Annotated in this window: 12 protein-coding genes; 9 read left to right on the forward strand and 3 right to left on the reverse strand. The window is 64.0% G+C overall.

The features are described from left to right. Window positions 1-113 precede the first annotated feature (113 nt). From M8R19_RS26805 to M8R19_RS26815, 3 genes are all read right to left on the reverse strand, one after another. Window positions 114-512, reverse strand: coding sequence for a hypothetical protein (locus M8R19_RS26805; RefSeq protein WP_249919374.1), 399 nt, complete (start codon window positions 510-512; stop codon window positions 114-116). A 100-nt stretch (window positions 513-612) separates the two neighbouring features. After that, complete coding sequence (locus M8R19_RS26810) at window positions 613-1,440, reverse strand: DUF932 domain-containing protein (protein WP_249919375.1); 828 nt, start codon at window positions 1,438-1,440, stop codon at window positions 613-615. Window positions 1,441-1,624: 184 nt separating this feature from the next. Continuing rightward, a complete protein-coding gene (locus M8R19_RS26815) occupies window positions 1,625-2,491 on the reverse strand; it encodes a DUF3577 domain-containing protein (RefSeq protein ID WP_249919376.1) in 867 nt (288 codons plus the stop codon). 582 nt (window positions 2,492-3,073) lie between these two features. Here M8R19_RS26815 and M8R19_RS26820 point away from each other — a divergent pair. The 9 genes from M8R19_RS26820 (at window position 3,074) to M8R19_RS26860 (ending at window position 14,998) form a co-directional block, all read left to right on the forward strand. Then, the gene (locus M8R19_RS26820; protein ID WP_069865601.1) at window positions 3,074-3,583 is read left to right on the forward strand and encodes a sigma-70 family RNA polymerase sigma factor; all 510 of its coding nucleotides are present in this window, start codon (window positions 3,074-3,076) and stop codon (window positions 3,581-3,583) included. After that, window positions 3,580-4,545, forward strand: a complete 966-nt coding sequence (locus M8R19_RS26825) for a FecR family protein (protein ID WP_249919377.1) — start codon at window positions 3,580-3,582, stop codon at window positions 4,543-4,545. The genes M8R19_RS26820 and M8R19_RS26825 overlap by 4 nt, the downstream gene beginning before the upstream one ends. A gap of 101 nt (window positions 4,546-4,646) precedes the next feature. Further along, a complete protein-coding gene (locus M8R19_RS26830; protein WP_249919378.1) occupies window positions 4,647-7,397 on the forward strand; it encodes a TonB-dependent receptor in 2,751 nt (916 codons plus the stop codon). Window positions 7,398-7,413: 16 nt separating this feature from the next. Next, window positions 7,414-9,189 carry an ABC transporter permease gene (locus M8R19_RS26835; RefSeq protein WP_249919379.1) on the forward strand — a complete coding sequence of 592 codons (1,776 nt, stop codon included), beginning with the start codon at window positions 7,414-7,416 and terminating at the stop codon, window positions 9,187-9,189. Then, window positions 9,186-10,358: an ABC transporter ATP-binding protein gene (locus M8R19_RS26840; protein ID WP_249919380.1), complete on the forward strand. Its 1,173-nt coding sequence runs from the start codon at window positions 9,186-9,188 to the stop codon at window positions 10,356-10,358. The genes M8R19_RS26835 and M8R19_RS26840 overlap by 4 nt, the downstream gene beginning before the upstream one ends. Continuing rightward, window positions 10,355-11,476, forward strand: a complete 1,122-nt coding sequence (locus M8R19_RS26845) for an ABC transporter substrate-binding protein (RefSeq protein ID WP_249919381.1) — start codon at window positions 10,355-10,357, stop codon at window positions 11,474-11,476. Before M8R19_RS26840 ends, M8R19_RS26845 begins: the two co-directional genes overlap by 4 nt. A 10-nt stretch (window positions 11,477-11,486) precedes the next feature. Further along, window positions 11,487-12,563 carry an amidohydrolase family protein gene (locus tag M8R19_RS26850; RefSeq protein WP_249919382.1) on the forward strand — a complete coding sequence of 359 codons (1,077 nt, stop codon included), beginning with the start codon at window positions 11,487-11,489 and terminating at the stop codon, window positions 12,561-12,563. 2 nt (window positions 12,564-12,565) lie between these two features. Continuing rightward, window positions 12,566-13,093 carry a DOPA 4,5-dioxygenase family protein gene (locus M8R19_RS26855; RefSeq protein WP_069865587.1) on the forward strand — a complete coding sequence of 176 codons (528 nt, stop codon included), beginning with the start codon at window positions 12,566-12,568 and terminating at the stop codon, window positions 13,091-13,093. 81 nt (window positions 13,094-13,174) lie between these two features. After that, a complete protein-coding gene (locus tag M8R19_RS26860; RefSeq protein WP_249919383.1) occupies window positions 13,175-14,998 on the forward strand; it encodes an ABC transporter ATP-binding protein in 1,824 nt (607 codons plus the stop codon). The last annotated feature ends 194 nt before the right edge of the window (window positions 14,999-15,192 follow it).

The following is a 15,192-nucleotide window of genomic DNA, read 5'->3' on the forward strand; positions in this document are numbered from 1 at the left end:
GACTCCCGGCTGGGTCTAGCCGGGAGCATCACCATTCTGCGAAGAGCTATCTGCGAACAAGGGGAATCTCCATGTTGCCGATTCCTGGGCGGTGGAAAGATGCCGTGGACATCTCAGGTCGCTGGAGCCGTTTCCGAGGCTTTGGGTTGACGCCGCCGCGCGTGATAGGCACGGACTCGCTCGCGCCACTCCCTGGACTGCTCGGGTGCCAGCTCCAGGTAGCGAAGTGGGCATGTGTAGTAGTAAGGGTGCATCGACTCGTCCAAGGGCTTGTAGCCCCACTCGTTGCCATGTCGCTGCAGCAGGTCGCAGCGGATGTAGCGGAGCGATTGCCCAGGAGCGAGATTCGGGGACACGCCTTCCACCTTGGCGGTCACTTCGACGACGGACCACAGGACGTTGCCACGCAGTGTGTGAGCAATGACCTTGGCGCTTGCGCGCTCGGTTTCCTGCGGTTCAACCAGTTCCGCGATCAACTCGGAGCGGGACTGGGGAGAGAAGAACCAACCCATGATGAGATCTCCAGTAAATGGCCGGAGACCTCCCCGAGGGGACGGTACCCCGGCGGGTGAGTTGATGCCGCTACTGCGGTGCGAATGGTGTTGCTGACGCTCAGGCCTTGAGCCGGCGCATGCCTTCGGCCAGCAGCCAAAGCGCGCGATTCAGGCGGACGTTCTGGTCGATGCCCTGGACCGGCCGGGTTCGTTGATGGCGGCCGTTGGCTGCACGACCGGAAAGACCGCCTTTGACGAGGTTTTCCTGGACCCGATTGAAGATCGACCAGAGGTCGGCATGCCGATCTTCGAAGCGCCTTGGTGCGAGCACCTGGTCCTCGGTGATCGGCTGCGGCTTGTTGGGATCGTCGTACTTGAGCGCCAGGGCGGAATGGGCGAACAACGCTGCTTCATTCGCATCGAGGGTAATGGCGCACATGGCGTCACGAGAGTCCTGGACTTGTTCGAAGCCTTGCAAGACTTCGTACGCCCCTTCGACCACCTGCTGGGCGACATTGCCTTTGTGAGGCACTCGAACATCGGCCACGGTGTCGCCGTAGACCAGGCCATTGTGGCAAACAAACCTGAACAGGCCGGCGAGCATCTGGTAGCTGCTGGTGCCGTCGTGCGAGTTCAGCAGGATGATTTCGTTGGCCTCGTCACCATTGATCTGGCTGGCATGGCGAAGACGCAGCATGTGCTTGGTGAATTCGCGGCGATCCTCATGGCGCACTCGGGTCTGGCACACCATGAAGGGTTCGAAGCCCTCCTGGCGAAGTTCGGCGAGGATGGTAGCGGTCGGGATGTAGCTGTAGCGCTCGGACCGACTTTCGTGAGGTGTTTCCGCAAAGATGGAAGGGGCCACCGAGCGAATCTGGTCATCCGAGAGCGGATGGTTCGCGCGCAGGATCGGGGACTGGGGCGCAAAATGAGAGGCGAGTTGCATGATCGTTCTCCTGGAGTAATGCGCAGTCGCCCGCCGAGGCAGAACCTTGGGGGCGATTGCGAGGGATGAAGAGAGCCCAGGGCGTGGGCCGATTGCAGCGCAGGAGGTAGCCCGGGCATGCCACCGACACCGAGGTGTCGGGGCACGGGGCAGGGGAGGAAAGCAGGCTTGGAAGGCCTGTGGCTTAGAACGAAGCCGCTAGTGCGGGGGCTTCAGGCGCCTGGGAGGGCGCGGCGGTTTGTGAGCCCTCACTGTCTGTCGGGACAGAGTCGATCGTTTCGGTTTCAGGGGCGTCGGATTGAGAGGGATAGACTTGCTGCCCGTCGATCTTGATCAGGCTCACGTGGATCAGCTTTGACTTCAGGCTTGCGCCGACTTCACCGGCATGCTCGCCCTTGGTGCGGTTGTAGGCCTCGGCTCGCATGTCGTTGAGCTTGAAAGCAAGTAGCACCTTCTGCTTGGCTTCAACGGCCTGGACGCAGCGCTGGAGCAACTCCTGGGCGCTGTCGTCAGCGACGACGGTCTCGATGTAGCGATACTCGGGACTGTCAGTCGGGCCGGCCAATACCGCGAGGGAGCAGGACATGAGCGGGGCGCCGTCGTTCGACAGCATCCTGGGATTATTCAAATAGCCGATGCCGTTGGTGTGCAGTTCATGCTGCTCGATATCTCGCAGCACGCTGCGGTCCAGCAGTTCAGCCTTGAGCAAGCGGGCTTTCATGCTGGCTGCCGGTTCCCCCGATGAGGGACGACGGAACGGATCGAGCCACAAATCGCCGAGGCGAAAGCGAATCAACGGTCGTTGCTGACGATCTTCGATACCGAGGTAGGGTTGGACCAGTTTCTTGGCTTCGGCGCCGGAGACGCGCACATCGAAGTAGCGCAGGATGGGATCCCTGGCAGGCCCGACCAGTGCGGCGATGGTGCAGGCCAGGAATGGCTGGGCTTTACGGCCGCCCTTGACGGGAACCTCGCGGACACGCTGAAGGTAGCCGATGCCGGAGGTATGAATATCGAAGTACGACTTCTGCTCGGAAGAGGTGTCGTTCATGGCGAGTCTCCAATGCTTGAGGACAAGACGGCGGAGACACGCTGACCCTGGGCGGGGGGCGTAACCCCGCGGCGGGTTGAGGAAGGTCGGCATCCACCACCGGGTGGTGGCTGTTCGCGTGAAGGATGCGATACGAACGGGCTTGGTCACGCAGCTGTCGCTGCGCGGCAACCGGGAGGACCATGGTTGCCTGGCATGTCGCTGACGAGATCAGCAGAACATGACGCTAGCGTACGGATGGGGTCTCTTAGTGGCTAGGGGGAATCGGAACTGATGACGAATCGTATTTGTATGACTCGGGTGCTGGCGTTCTGCCGCTTTTCTTCTTTTTGAGCTCCCACAGATAGCTGCCATTTGCTACCGACTACTTTCGACCGAGATTGTTGGCTCTCATGCTCGGTAGTATTTTTATCTCTTTTTATTTTATACATATCATTTTTAATTCCTTTAGGTTTTGTTTTTCGCCGCGATACCCTCCTATTAGCCATACGGCGGGGCGCACCGGACCAGTGGACGCCGATATGAATTGAACGCTGCATAGCCTTCGAAGGTGCCGCGCAGCTATCGACAAGCGTGATCACCATGACGGTCTCAGGGATAGGAAATCGGGAGCAGATCGGCCAACTGTTCAAACTCAACTATGCGTGGCTCTGCGCCAGGGTGCGGTCCAGGCTGGGCTGCCCGCACAGCGCCGAAGACATCGCCGCCGAAACCTTCGCCCGTGTGTTGTCCTTGCCGGATCCCTCGGCCTTCCGCGAACCGAGGGCTTTGCTGACCACGATCGCCCAGCGGGTGATGTACGAAGGTTGGCGGCGGCGTGATCTGGAACAGGCCTATCTGGAGGCGTTGCGCGGCGTACCGGAGCCGCTGCAGCCCGGGCCGGAGGAGCATCTGATGCTGATCGAGAGCCTGGTGGCCATTGACCAGTTGTTTGACGGACTGCCCAACCAGGGCAAGACAGTGTTTCTGCTCAATCAGATCGAAGGACTGACCTATATCCAGATCAGCGACCGGCTGGGCCTGTCGTTGGGCGCCATACACAAGTACATGGCGCAGGCGCTGCGTTGCGTCTACCAGGTCTGCGAGCCATGACTTCCTCGGTGAAACGCCCACTGGACGACGCCGCAGCCGAGGCTGCGGTGTTGTGGATGGTCCGCCTGCACTCCGGCGAGATGAGCTCGCAAGAGCGCGAGGCCTTTGAGGCCTGGCATGCCAGTGACAGCCGCAATGCAGCCGCGTTCGGCCGTATCCAGCGCAACTTGGGAGCTGCACCTTTCTCGCAGTGGAGGGGGCGTGCGACCGATCCATTACTGCAGGCACTCAACGCACCCAATGGGCGCCGTCAGTTCCTGCGTAACAGCCTGGTATTCGGTGGCCTGGCGATCTCCCTCGGACTGTTCGGCCGGGCGGCGGACTGGCCCTGGTTGGCGCCCGGTAACCTGCACACTGGCACCGCCGAGCGACGCCGCTGGCAACTGGAGGACGGCAGCCTACTGCAACTCAATGCTCGCAGCCGGGTCTCCACCGACCTGGTCGATGGGCACCGGCAATTGCAATTGCACCAGGGCGAATTGTTACTGGAAATCCACCGAGGTGGCGTCCGGCCGTTCCAGTTGGAAACCCAGCAGGGCACTGTCAGTGCCAGTGGGGGGCGGCTGGTGCTGCGCCAGGGCGACGAGGCTTCGCGCCTGACCACTCTCGACGGGCCATTGCTGTTGCGGCCCAAAGGTGGTGCGGAAATACAGATATCCGCTGGTCAGAGCGTGTTGTTCGACCGATACGCGGTCCTCGAACAGCAGCCGATGAACAGCAGCGAAACCGCCTGGCTGGATGGCTGGTTGGAGGCGCGTAAGCAACCGCTGGGCGAGGTGGTCGACACACTGCGCAGCTACCGGCCGGGCATCATCCGCCTCGATCCGTACCTGGCGGCCTTGCCGGTGAGCGGTCTGTATCCACTAGACAACAGCGACCAGACGCTGGAAATGCTCGAGCGCCAGTTGCCGATCCGGGTCCACCGATTCAGCGCCTACTGGATCAGTATCGAACAAGCGTGAGGCGGTTATATGCATAGGCTGCATCAATCTAATCGGGCGTGAAAATTCGAGGCTGTCACTGCACAAGGGGGGAAATGACCTGCCCACATAGTGACTAGCCCATGCCCACACCGAACCGTCGTTTCCCCTTCGCTCCCCTGGCTTGCGCCGTGCTCCTGGGGGCTGTGATTCTGCCACCGCTGTCCGTCGCCGATCAGTTGCAGCATGCCTTCGCCATTGAGGCCGGCCCGCTGGCCGATACCCTGATCGCCATTTCGCGGCAGACCCATACGCCGATCTCTTTCGACCAGGCCGCCATCGAGGGCCTGAACGGCAAGGCTATCCGCGGTACGCTCAGCCGCGACCAGGCCATCGATCAGGCACTGCAGGGTACGGGGTTGCGCGCTGACTATACCGCCAGTGGCGCCGTGATGATCAGCAGCGAGGGCATCCCGTCGACCCAGGTCCTGCCGGCGGGGAATCCGCCGGTGCAGACTTCGCGGGTGAGTGGCTCCAATGACCCTGTCCTGGATACGGTGGTCACTCTGGGTACCCGCCGTCAGGATGTCACGGCGCTGCAGAGTCTGGCGCCGGTAGAACTGATCACCCCCGAGCAATTGCAGAACTCTGGCGCAGTGACGCTGAACCAGGCGTTGAGCCAACTGGTGCCGTCCTTCAACTTTCCCCAGGGGCAGAACGCGTCCAAGGGCACCAGCGCGGTGCGTTCGGCATCGCTGCGTGGCTTGAGTCCCGCATATACCCTGGTACTGGTCAACGGAAAGCGGCGCAATCCGACCGGCCGGCTGTCCGGCGTGGATCCTTGGGGGGCCGACCAACTGGTCGAGCTGAACAACATCCCCATCAGTGCCATCGAGCGGGTGGAGGTGCTGCGTGATGGCGCCTCGGCGCAGTACGGTTCCGACGCCATCGCCGGGGTGTTGAACATCGTGCTCAAGGAGCGCGACAGCGGCGGCGCTTTGCAAACTCGCTACGGTCAGTACAACAAGGGCGACGGCGAAACCCGCAACGCCAGTGGCTGGTGGGGTACCAGCCTGCCGGGCGATGGCTTCCTGACTCTGAGCGCCGATGGGTTGAGCAACAATCCGGTGGACCGCAGCGGCATCGACCATCAGTACGTCAACGCCGGCCCGGCCGGCGACCTGCGTACGGGGCGCTGGGGGCAGGGTGGTCGCGAGCAAGGCTCGCTGCTGGCCAACGCCGAGCTCGGGCTCAACGACCAGGCCAGGCTCTACACCACGCTCAACTATGGCTATTCGGACAACTACAACGACGTCAACCCGAACTATTCCAGCTCCAAGGACAACATCAAGGCGATCTACCCCAACGGTTTCCAGCCGCGAGTCAGTGAGCGGCGGTACGATTTTTCTTCGGTGGTCGGGCTCAAGTACACCGACCTCCTGCTCGGCAACTTCGACCTGTCGGCGTCCTACGGCAGAAACGAGGTCAAGGGCTACCTGGACAACAGCCTGAGCCCTAGCTATGGACTGGACAGCGCCACGCATTTCTACCGCGGCGCCAGTCAAAGCAAGACCTCCAGCCTGACCCTGGACTGGGACCGCGAGCTACCGCTGAGCTGGGCTCCCTCGCCCTGGACGGTGTCCGGCGGCATCGCCTACCGGCACGAGGACTTCGCCACCGACGAGATCGGTGACGAACAGTCGTGGAACTATGGCGGTGGGTTGATTCCGGCCGGTCAGCTGAATGCCGGGCAGCCGGCACGCTTCGGCGCAGTCGACATCGCGGGTATCAATCCTGAGGACTTGGGCAGCCTGTCGCGCAATGTCTACGGCCTCTATGCCGGGCTGGAAGGGCACCTGACCGAGAAACTGGAGCTGGGCGCCGCGCTGCGCGCCGAGAACTATTCGGACTTCGGCGACACGGTCAACGGCAAGCTGTCGGCACGCTATACCTTTACCCCGCAATTCGCCGTGCGCTCCACGTTCAGCACCGGCTATCGCGCGCCGAGTCTGGCCCAACTCGATACCCAAACCACCACCTACACCGGCAACTGGTCGTTCGATGGCGGCCAGGCAGCGGCCGGGCGCACCCGGTTGTTCCGCCCTGGCGACAGTGCGGTAGCCGCATTCGGCGCCAAGGACCTGGATCCGGTGAAGGCCAAGAGCCTGTCTCTGGGATTCGTCTGGACGCCGACCGATCGGACTTCGCTGACAGTGGATGCTTATCGCATCGACATCGACGGCAACATCCTTTCCACCTCGACCCTGCAGGACCCGGCCAACAACAGCTCCACCGCAGTGCGCGACATCCTCGCCGCGGCTGGTCTGAGCAACTTTACCGGCGCGTCGTTCTATACGAACGGCTACGACACCAAGACCCGTGGCGTCGACTCGCAGCTCAAACACCGGTTGGACCTGGCTGGCTACGGCAAGCTCGACCTGGGCGCTGGGCTGAGTGTCACCGACACCAAGGTCAGCAACATCAAACAGGGGACGGTGCTCACCCGTACCGGTACCTCGCTGTTCACTCGAGACGTGCTGCGCAACCCGGAGAATGGCACGCCGGAGAACAAGCTGATCCTGTCCGGCGATTACAGCATCGGCAAATGGGGCGTCAACGTACAGGCTACGCGCTTCGGCGAGTACACCTACAACCACCCGACGCTGGCCAGCCAGGACCAGACCTTCAGTCCGCAGTGGGTGGTCGACCTCGATGTGCGCTACCAACTGACCAAGGCCCTCGGGCTCAACGCCGGGGCCAACAACCTGTTCGATACCTACCCGGAGAAGTACAAGTCCTACAACCAGGTCAACGGCATCAACCGCTACGGGTTCATCCCTCCGGCCGGGGCTTCGGGCGGCTTCTACTACGTTGGCCTGAACTACCAGTTCTGAGCCGGGAGCGACACGCATGCGAACCCTTGTCGCCGCTCGCCGGCGTAGCCTCACCCGGGTGGCTTGGAGCCTGCCGTTGGGAGGGATGATCCTGGTGCTGTTCGTCTGGCCGCTGGTGATGCTGGTGGCCGGGGCGTTCCGCAGCCAGGCGCCGTTCCTGCCCGGCGAGTGGACCCTGGCCGCGTGGCGGGTGGCCTTGTACAACCCGGGCATGCTTGCCGCGGTGTGGGCCTCGGTCAAACTGGCGCTGGTCAGCACCCTGGCGGCACTGCTGCTGGCCGTGGGCCTGGCCTTCGTCAGCGAGCGCACCGACCTGCGGGTACGCCGGTTGATCATGCCCAGCATGCTGCTGGTGTTCGTCACCCCGGGCATCTTCTACGCCGTCGCCTTCACCCAACTGGCCAACCCCTGGACCGGCCTGGTCAACGATGCCTTGCGTCACGCGCTGGGAATCGATACCCCCTGGCTCAACATCCAGGGCTGGTGGGGGATCTACACGGTACTGATCCTGAAGAAGGTGGCGCTGACCTACCTGTTCATCGCCGGTGCCTTCCGTGCCCTGGACAGTTCCCATGACGAAGCTTCGTACCTGTCCGGCGCCGGCCCGCTGCACACCTTTGTACGCATAAACCTGCCGAGCCTGGCTCCCGCGCTCACCAGCGTCGCGCTGCTGGGCTTGATCGCCGGGCTGCAGGTGTTCGAACCGATACTGATCCTCGGCGGGCCGGACAATATCGTGGTGATCGCCACCTTGCTGCTGAACCTGCTCGGCGGTGGCGCGGGGCCTGCGGACTACGCCCAGGCCAGCGTCCTGTCGAGCCTGTTCGTCGCCTGCGTAGCGCTGATCTACCTGGGGCAGCTTCACCTGCTGGGGCGCAAGGGCTACGTGTCGATCAGCGGAAAGTTCTCACGGCCGCGGCTGTTGTCGCTCGGCAGGGGGCGGCCGTTGGTGTCGATACTGGTATCGCTGTTTCTGTTGGTGTCGTTCGTGATGCCGTTGGGCGCCTTGCTGTTTTCCTCGCTGCAGCCGTACCCAGGCGTCTACAGCGGTTTTTCCTTCGATCGTTACGCCACCGTGCTACAGCAACCGAGGGTCCTGGAGGCAATCCGAGTGACCCTGGTACTGGGTGTGATAGTCGGCGGCGTGGTGATGACTCTGGGTTTCGCTGTTGCTGTGCTGTCGCGCAGGTTGGGGCGCCGCAGCCAGGCGGCGTTGCGCTTCGCTACGCTGATTCCGCTGGCGATGCCTGGCGCGGTGACCACCGTGGCGATTTCCTGGGCGTGGTTGAGCATCCCGGCGTTTGCTCAACTGTACGGCTCGATCTGGCTGGTGGCGCTGGCGCTGATTGTCACCGCCATGCCGTTCGCCAGCCAGATCGCCCTGTCGGCCACCGCGCAGATCGCCCCGTCTCTATCGGAAGCTGCGCGGATGAGCGGGGCGGGGCCGACGCAGACCTTCGTCGAAGTCATCCTGGCGCTGGCTGCACCGAGCTTCATCGCCGGCTGGTTCATGACCGCGCTGATGGTCTCGGGCAACCTCGAAGTGCCTCTGCTGCTCAAGTCGCCGGGAGTCAATACCCTGGCGGTGATCACCTACAACCTGCAGAGCGCGGGCGACTACAGCATGGCGGCGGCGCTGCTGATGGTGCTGATGGGCGTCTCGCTGCTGCTGTGGGGCGCCAGCCAGGCCACCCTTTGGCTGTTCCGCCGCGCCCGCCACCTCAATCATCAACGTACCCGGCAACGGGCCCTGGCCTTGGCCGCCGGTACGTCTGGAGGCCTACGCCCATGAGCCGAGTGATCCTCAATGACCTGCGCAAGGCCTTCGACGGCCGCGTCAACGCCATTCGCCAACTGGACCTGCAGATCGAAGCCGGCGAGTTCTTCGTGCTGCTTGGCCCCAGCGGCTGCGGCAAGACCACCACCCTACGCTGTATCGCTGGCCTGGAAGAGCCCGATGGCGGCCAGGTGCGGCTCGGTGAACGGGTGGTGGCCGACGCCGGGAGCGGGTTGTTCGTGGTGCCCGAACAGCGGCACATCGGCATGGTGTTCCAGAACTATGCGCTGTGGCCGCACATGACGGTGCGTCAGAACGTGGCCTACCCCCTGAAGACCCGTGGCCGGCTCGGCGAGGAGGAACAGAGGCGCATCCTCGAAGTACTGCAACTGGTCGGTCTCGATGGGCATGCCGAACGCTATCCGGCGGAGCTCTCCGGCGGCCAGCAGCAACGCGTGGCACTGGCCCGCGCGCTGGTGGCGCGGCCGGGGCTGATGCTGTTCGACGAACCGTTGTCGAACATGGACGCACAACTGCGCATCCGTCTGCGCCAGGACCTGCGGCGGATCCATGACGAACTGGGCTACACCGCGGTCTATGTCACCCACGATCATGCCGAGGCTCTCGCCCTGGCCGACCGCGTCGCGGTGATGAATGCTGGCCGGCTGGAGCAGGTGGGTACGCCAGGGGAAATATTCCTGGCGCCACGTACTCGTTTCGTCGCCGATTTCGTCGGCATCGAGAACATCCTTCCAGGGCGGATCGATGCGCTGGACGGCGACCAGGCCCAGGTCAGCCTGGAGCAGGGCGGCTTGCGCCTGGTTGTCCGCAACCCCAGCCGGTTGCCGCCGGGAGCTCCCGTATGGATCGCGCTGCGTGCCGCGCAGTTGCAGGCCTTGCCTACCGGCCATGGCGTTCCGGCACAGGCGCTGACGTTGCACGGGGTGGTCAGCGAGGCGACCTATGCTGGCGACCGCTATACCGGCCAGGTCGAGGCCCTTGGCCTGTCACTGGCGGTGACCCTTGGACTGGATGCCTGGGGGAGCCCGCTGCTCGGTCGCGATGCTCTTGTCGGCCAGGCGGTGCGGGTGGCGCTGCAACCCGGAGCCGCACTGGCCATCCCGCGCGAGGCGGCGAGTGAGCCGTTACCAGCGATGCGCCGGCCCCAGGAGGCGCTGGCATGAGGCGCATTCCCTATGGCCTTCGCCTGGTGCTGCTGGGGGCCGCATTGGCCGGTGTGTTCGCGCTCGGTACCCGGCAGGCAGCCTTCACCGACGAGGTGGTCACTGCGCGCAGTCGCGCACTGAGCGGTAGCGAGGGGCAGCGACAGGCCATGGAGGCACTGTACCGCGAGGCGCTGCAGCACGGCGAGGACCAGGTGGTGGTGTACCAGGCGGCGATGGACTACGAGTGGCAACCGCTCTGGTCGCGTTTCGCCCAGGTCTTTCCCGGCATCCGGGTGACCTACATGCATCTGTCACCCACCGGGGTGACCGACCGCCTGGACATCGAAGGCGTCACCGGGGCGCATTACGGCGACCTGGTCAGCCAGCCGGTCAACGTGGTGCTGGACATTGCCGACCGTGGTTATCTGTCGACCTGGCGCCCCGTCACCGCCCAGGCCCTGGATCCGCGTTGGCAATACCGCGAACAGGTCTACTTCGTCTTCAACAAGGTTTACGGGCTGGGCTACAACACCCGGCGCACCAGCGATGCCACCTTGCCCCGGGACCTTGGCCAACTGCTCGCTGGCGACTGGCGCAATGCCTTCGAATACGGCGCCCCTGGCGGCGGTGCCGGCACCACCGACGTGGCGCTGCTGCAACTGCTTGGTCAGCAACGCATCGACCAGCAGCAACTGCGCCAATTGCGCATCCAGGGCGGTGCCGGTGGTGCGCAGGAGGCGGGGGTGATCAGCCTCGCCCAGGGCCGCCGTGCGCTCAATCCCTGGGCCTACCTGCCACCGCTCATGCGCCAACAGCGCCTCGGCGTGCCGGTGGCGATGGCCTATCCACCGGACTTCACCCTGCTGGTGCCCTTCGGCCAGGGGCTGGTGCGCCAGCCGGCCCATCCCCACGCAGCGAAGCTGCTACTGACCTGGCTGATGAGCCCCGACGCCCAGGCCTTGCTGGCCAGTGAAACATTCGCGCTGGGCAACATGCCCGGCGCGCCGCTGCCGCCTGGACTTCCTGCCGAGGCGGAGCAACGTGCGCGGCAGGCGATGCTGGCGCCGCTGGAAACTGCCCGCGCGCTCAAGGACTGGGTGCCGAAGTTCCGTGCCCTGTGGCAACAGACTCTGTGAGGTTTCTACCATGAGTGATGAGTGGGCTCTGCCCAAGATTGATCTGCACAGTCACTGGTTCGCGCCCTCGACGGTGCGTCTGCTCGGCGGGCGGCGCACGGGCGTACGAATGGACGGTGTAGCCGAGGGGCGGCCGGTGCTGCTGCGGGGCGTACAGGACGGGTTGCCGGAGCGCTTCGAACTCGGCCCCCAGTGGTTCGATCTGGAACTGCGCCTGGCGCACCTGGAAACGGTGGGCATTGTCCATCAGTTGCTGTCCTGGCCGACCACCCTTGGGCTCGATCCGCTATCCGCTCCTGGCGAACTGCTGGGTCTGTGGCAGGCTTACAACGATGATCTCGGGCAGTTGCTGCGTGCCCACCCGCGGCGCTTTTCTGCGCTGGCCGCGCTGTCGACGTCCGACATCGCCTGGTCGGTGCGGGAGCTGGCTCGGGCTCACCAGGAACTGGGCCTGATCGGCGCGGTGCTGCCGGTGGGCGCGTTCGCCTCACGACAGGCCGCATTGCACTTGCGCCCGTTGCTGGAGGAGGGGCAGCGTCAACGTTCGCACCTCTACCTGCACACGGGCCTGGCCCATGCCAGCGTGCCCGGACAACCTCCACTGCCCGCCGATCCGGACCTGCCGGGGATCCGTTCGGCGTTGGCCACCGCGGTGGTATTCGCGAATGCCGTCTTCACCCTGCTGTACACCGACGTGCTCGACGACTATCCGGACCTCACCGTGCAGGTCGCCATGCTTGGCGGATCAGGCATCTTCGCCAACCTGCTCGAACAGTTCCTCGCCGCGCCGCAGCGCTACGACAACACCGACGTGGCCCGGCGCCTCGAGCAGCTGAGCTTCGACACGGGAGCGGCCGGCAGCGGCAGCGGGGCGATCAGCCAAGTGGCCCGCCTGATCGGTTCCCGCTACCTGGTGTTCGGTACCGACTACGCGCCGCTCGCCGACACTGCTGCGGTGATCGGCAACCTGCTCCATGCCGAGCTGGATGTCGCTGAACGTCGGGCGATCTTCTTCGACAACCCCGCCCGGCTGCTGCGCAGCAAGGGCGTTTCCCTTCCCACACCCGTTACCCTGAACGAGGCCTAGCCATGACCCAAGCTGCACTGTTGCCCCCTGTTCCCGACGTGCCGGCGCAGATCGATGAGATCGTCGCCTGGCACAGCCATATCTATTTTTCCGAGGAGACCCGGCATATCGCCGAGCGTTTGAACGAGGAACTGCAGGACCGCTTCAAGATCTGGGATTACCGCTGGCTGGATCAGGCCAATGGCCTGCATCCTTCGCCGATGTTCCGCTTTGCCCTCCTCAAGGAGGACTTCGAGCGCTACGTGTACTGGATCCTTGAGGCCCGCCAGGGGCTCAGCGTGCTCTTGCATGCGATCACCGAGAACGTCTACATCGACCATTCCTACCTGACCCTGTGGTTCGGCAAGCAGCTCGACCTGGGGCTCGAGCGCATGCGCGAGCAGGAGGCGCGGCGTCTCGCTGGCGAGCCTACCGAGGTCAGCGGTGTACTTCTCGTCGGCCAGCAGAGCCACCTGGCCGGCACGGTGCGCTACCGTCCCGGCGACGACACCTACAAGACCCGCGACTTCCCACCCGTCAGGGCGCTATGAGCCGGCGCGCGGGGCCGCTCCGGCAACGGCCCCGCGCGTCCTCTTGAACCTTTTCCCGTCGTCGCCCGCACCAGGACCGCCATGATCACCCCCTGCTCAGATTTCGATGCCCATCCCCCCGAGCTGGCTTCCAGCCCGTTTCGCTTCACCTTGCAGTTTGCCCGTCATTTCCTTCTCTGGTACCTGATGATCGTGACCTTGCAGGTGCTGTCTTCAGCCTGCGGCGTCAGCGTTTCGCTGGCGCTGGGACAGGTGGTGGGGGCCATCAACCATGACTCGGGCGGGGCTCGCCTGCTTTCGGCGGTGTGGCCGCCGCTGACGCTTTTTGTCGCACTGAACGTGGGGGAGTTGGTGTTCGGTCGCATCGCCGGCTTCGCCCGGGTATATGTGGCGCCACTGCAACGTACCCGTGTCACCGCGCAGTTGTTCGCTTACCTGCAACACCATTCGCAGCGCTATATAGGCAGCAACTTTGCCGGCTCGCTGGCTAACCGCATCTCGGAAACGTCCATGGGCGTGAACATGACTCTGTGGGCGCTGATCTTCGATGTGTTGCCGGTGATAGTCACCATGAGCGTGGCGGTCGTCATTCTCACGACCGCCAGCAGTCTGCTGGCACTGTTCACGCTGGCCTGGTCGGTGCTGTTCGTAGCCTGCTCCTACTGGCTGGCGCGCCATTGCCAGCAATACTCCCGGGCTTTCTCTGCCGCCCGCAGTGAAACAACCGGCCGGGTGGTGGACGCAGTGAGCAACCTGACGGCGGTACGACTGTTCGCCCGCCTGGGCTACGAACGTGCGCACCTGCAGCGCTTCCTCGGCCGCGAGGTGGATGCGGCGCGCCGTTCGTTCGGCTTCAACGAGAAGATCGTGCTGTTCCAGCTGGCGGCTTCGCTGGTGCTGAAAGTGGGACTGCTCGGTTTTGCATTGTGGCTCTGGCAGCAAGGCCGGATTGGCGTGCCGGAATTCGTGATGAGCACCACGCTGTCCTTCGTGGTGATCTCCGAGGCCCGCAACATCAGCCGGCGCTTCCTCGACCTGTTCGAATACATCGGCAACATCGAGAACGGCGTGCGGACCATCGTCGTGCCCCATGAAATCACCGACACCCGCCAGGCACGGGCGATCCGTGTGACCCAAGGGCGCATCGTCCTGCGCGACGTGACCTTCGGCTACCAGCCCGAACGGCCCCTATTCCACAACCTCGACCTGGAGATAGAACCGGGCCAGCGCGTCGGTCTGGTCGGCTACTCGGGGTCCGGCAAGTCGACCCTGCTCAACTTGCTGATGCGCCTGTACGAGCCGCAGCACGGCAGCATCAGTATCGACGGCGAGGACATCCGCCACTTCACCCAGCAATCGCTGCATTCGCAGATCAGCCTGATTCCCCAGGAGCCGGGGTTGTTCCACCGCAGCCTGCTGGAGAACATCCGCTACGGCAAGCCGGAGGCGTCCGAAGCCGAGGTCGAGGCGGCGGCGCGCAAAGCCCATGCCCATGACTTCATCGAGCGAATGGAGCAGGGCTACCACTCGCTGGTAGGCGAGCGCGGGGTACGTTTGTCCGGTGGCCAGCGGCAACGCATCGCCATTGCCCGGGTGATCGTCAAGAACGCGCCGATCCTGATCATGGACGAAGCCACCTCGGCCCTCGACTCGGTCACCGAGAAGGCCATCCAGCAGACCCTCACCGAGGTGATGCGCGGCAAGACCGTGATCGTCGTGGCGCACCGACTGTCCACCGTTGCGCAGTTGGACCGCATCTTGTTTTTCGAGAATGGCCGGATAATCGAGGATGGCAGCCATGAGGCGTTACTGGCTCGGCCGAACGGTGCCTACCGTCGTTTGTGGGAACGCCAGGTGGGGGGGATTTTTCCGCAACGACCTCTTGCATCGACATTGCAGGATTGATGTTGCGCTCGTTGACGGGGGGGCTGGCTGCTCGGACGAGACACGGCACTCATTGCACTCTTATCCGAGGGGGCAAGCGGAACGGTTGGGGCGGTGTGATGCAGGTCGCCTTGTTATCGGCGGATCGTGTCGATCGGCGGAGTCCAGTGGGATTCCTATTGAACGAAGCAGGCATGGGGGACTACGAGAAAAGA

Source organism: Pseudomonas sp. R3.Fl (genome assembly GCF_023516765.1).
GTDB lineage: Bacteria > Pseudomonadota > Gammaproteobacteria > Pseudomonadales > Pseudomonadaceae > Pseudomonas > Pseudomonas citronellolis.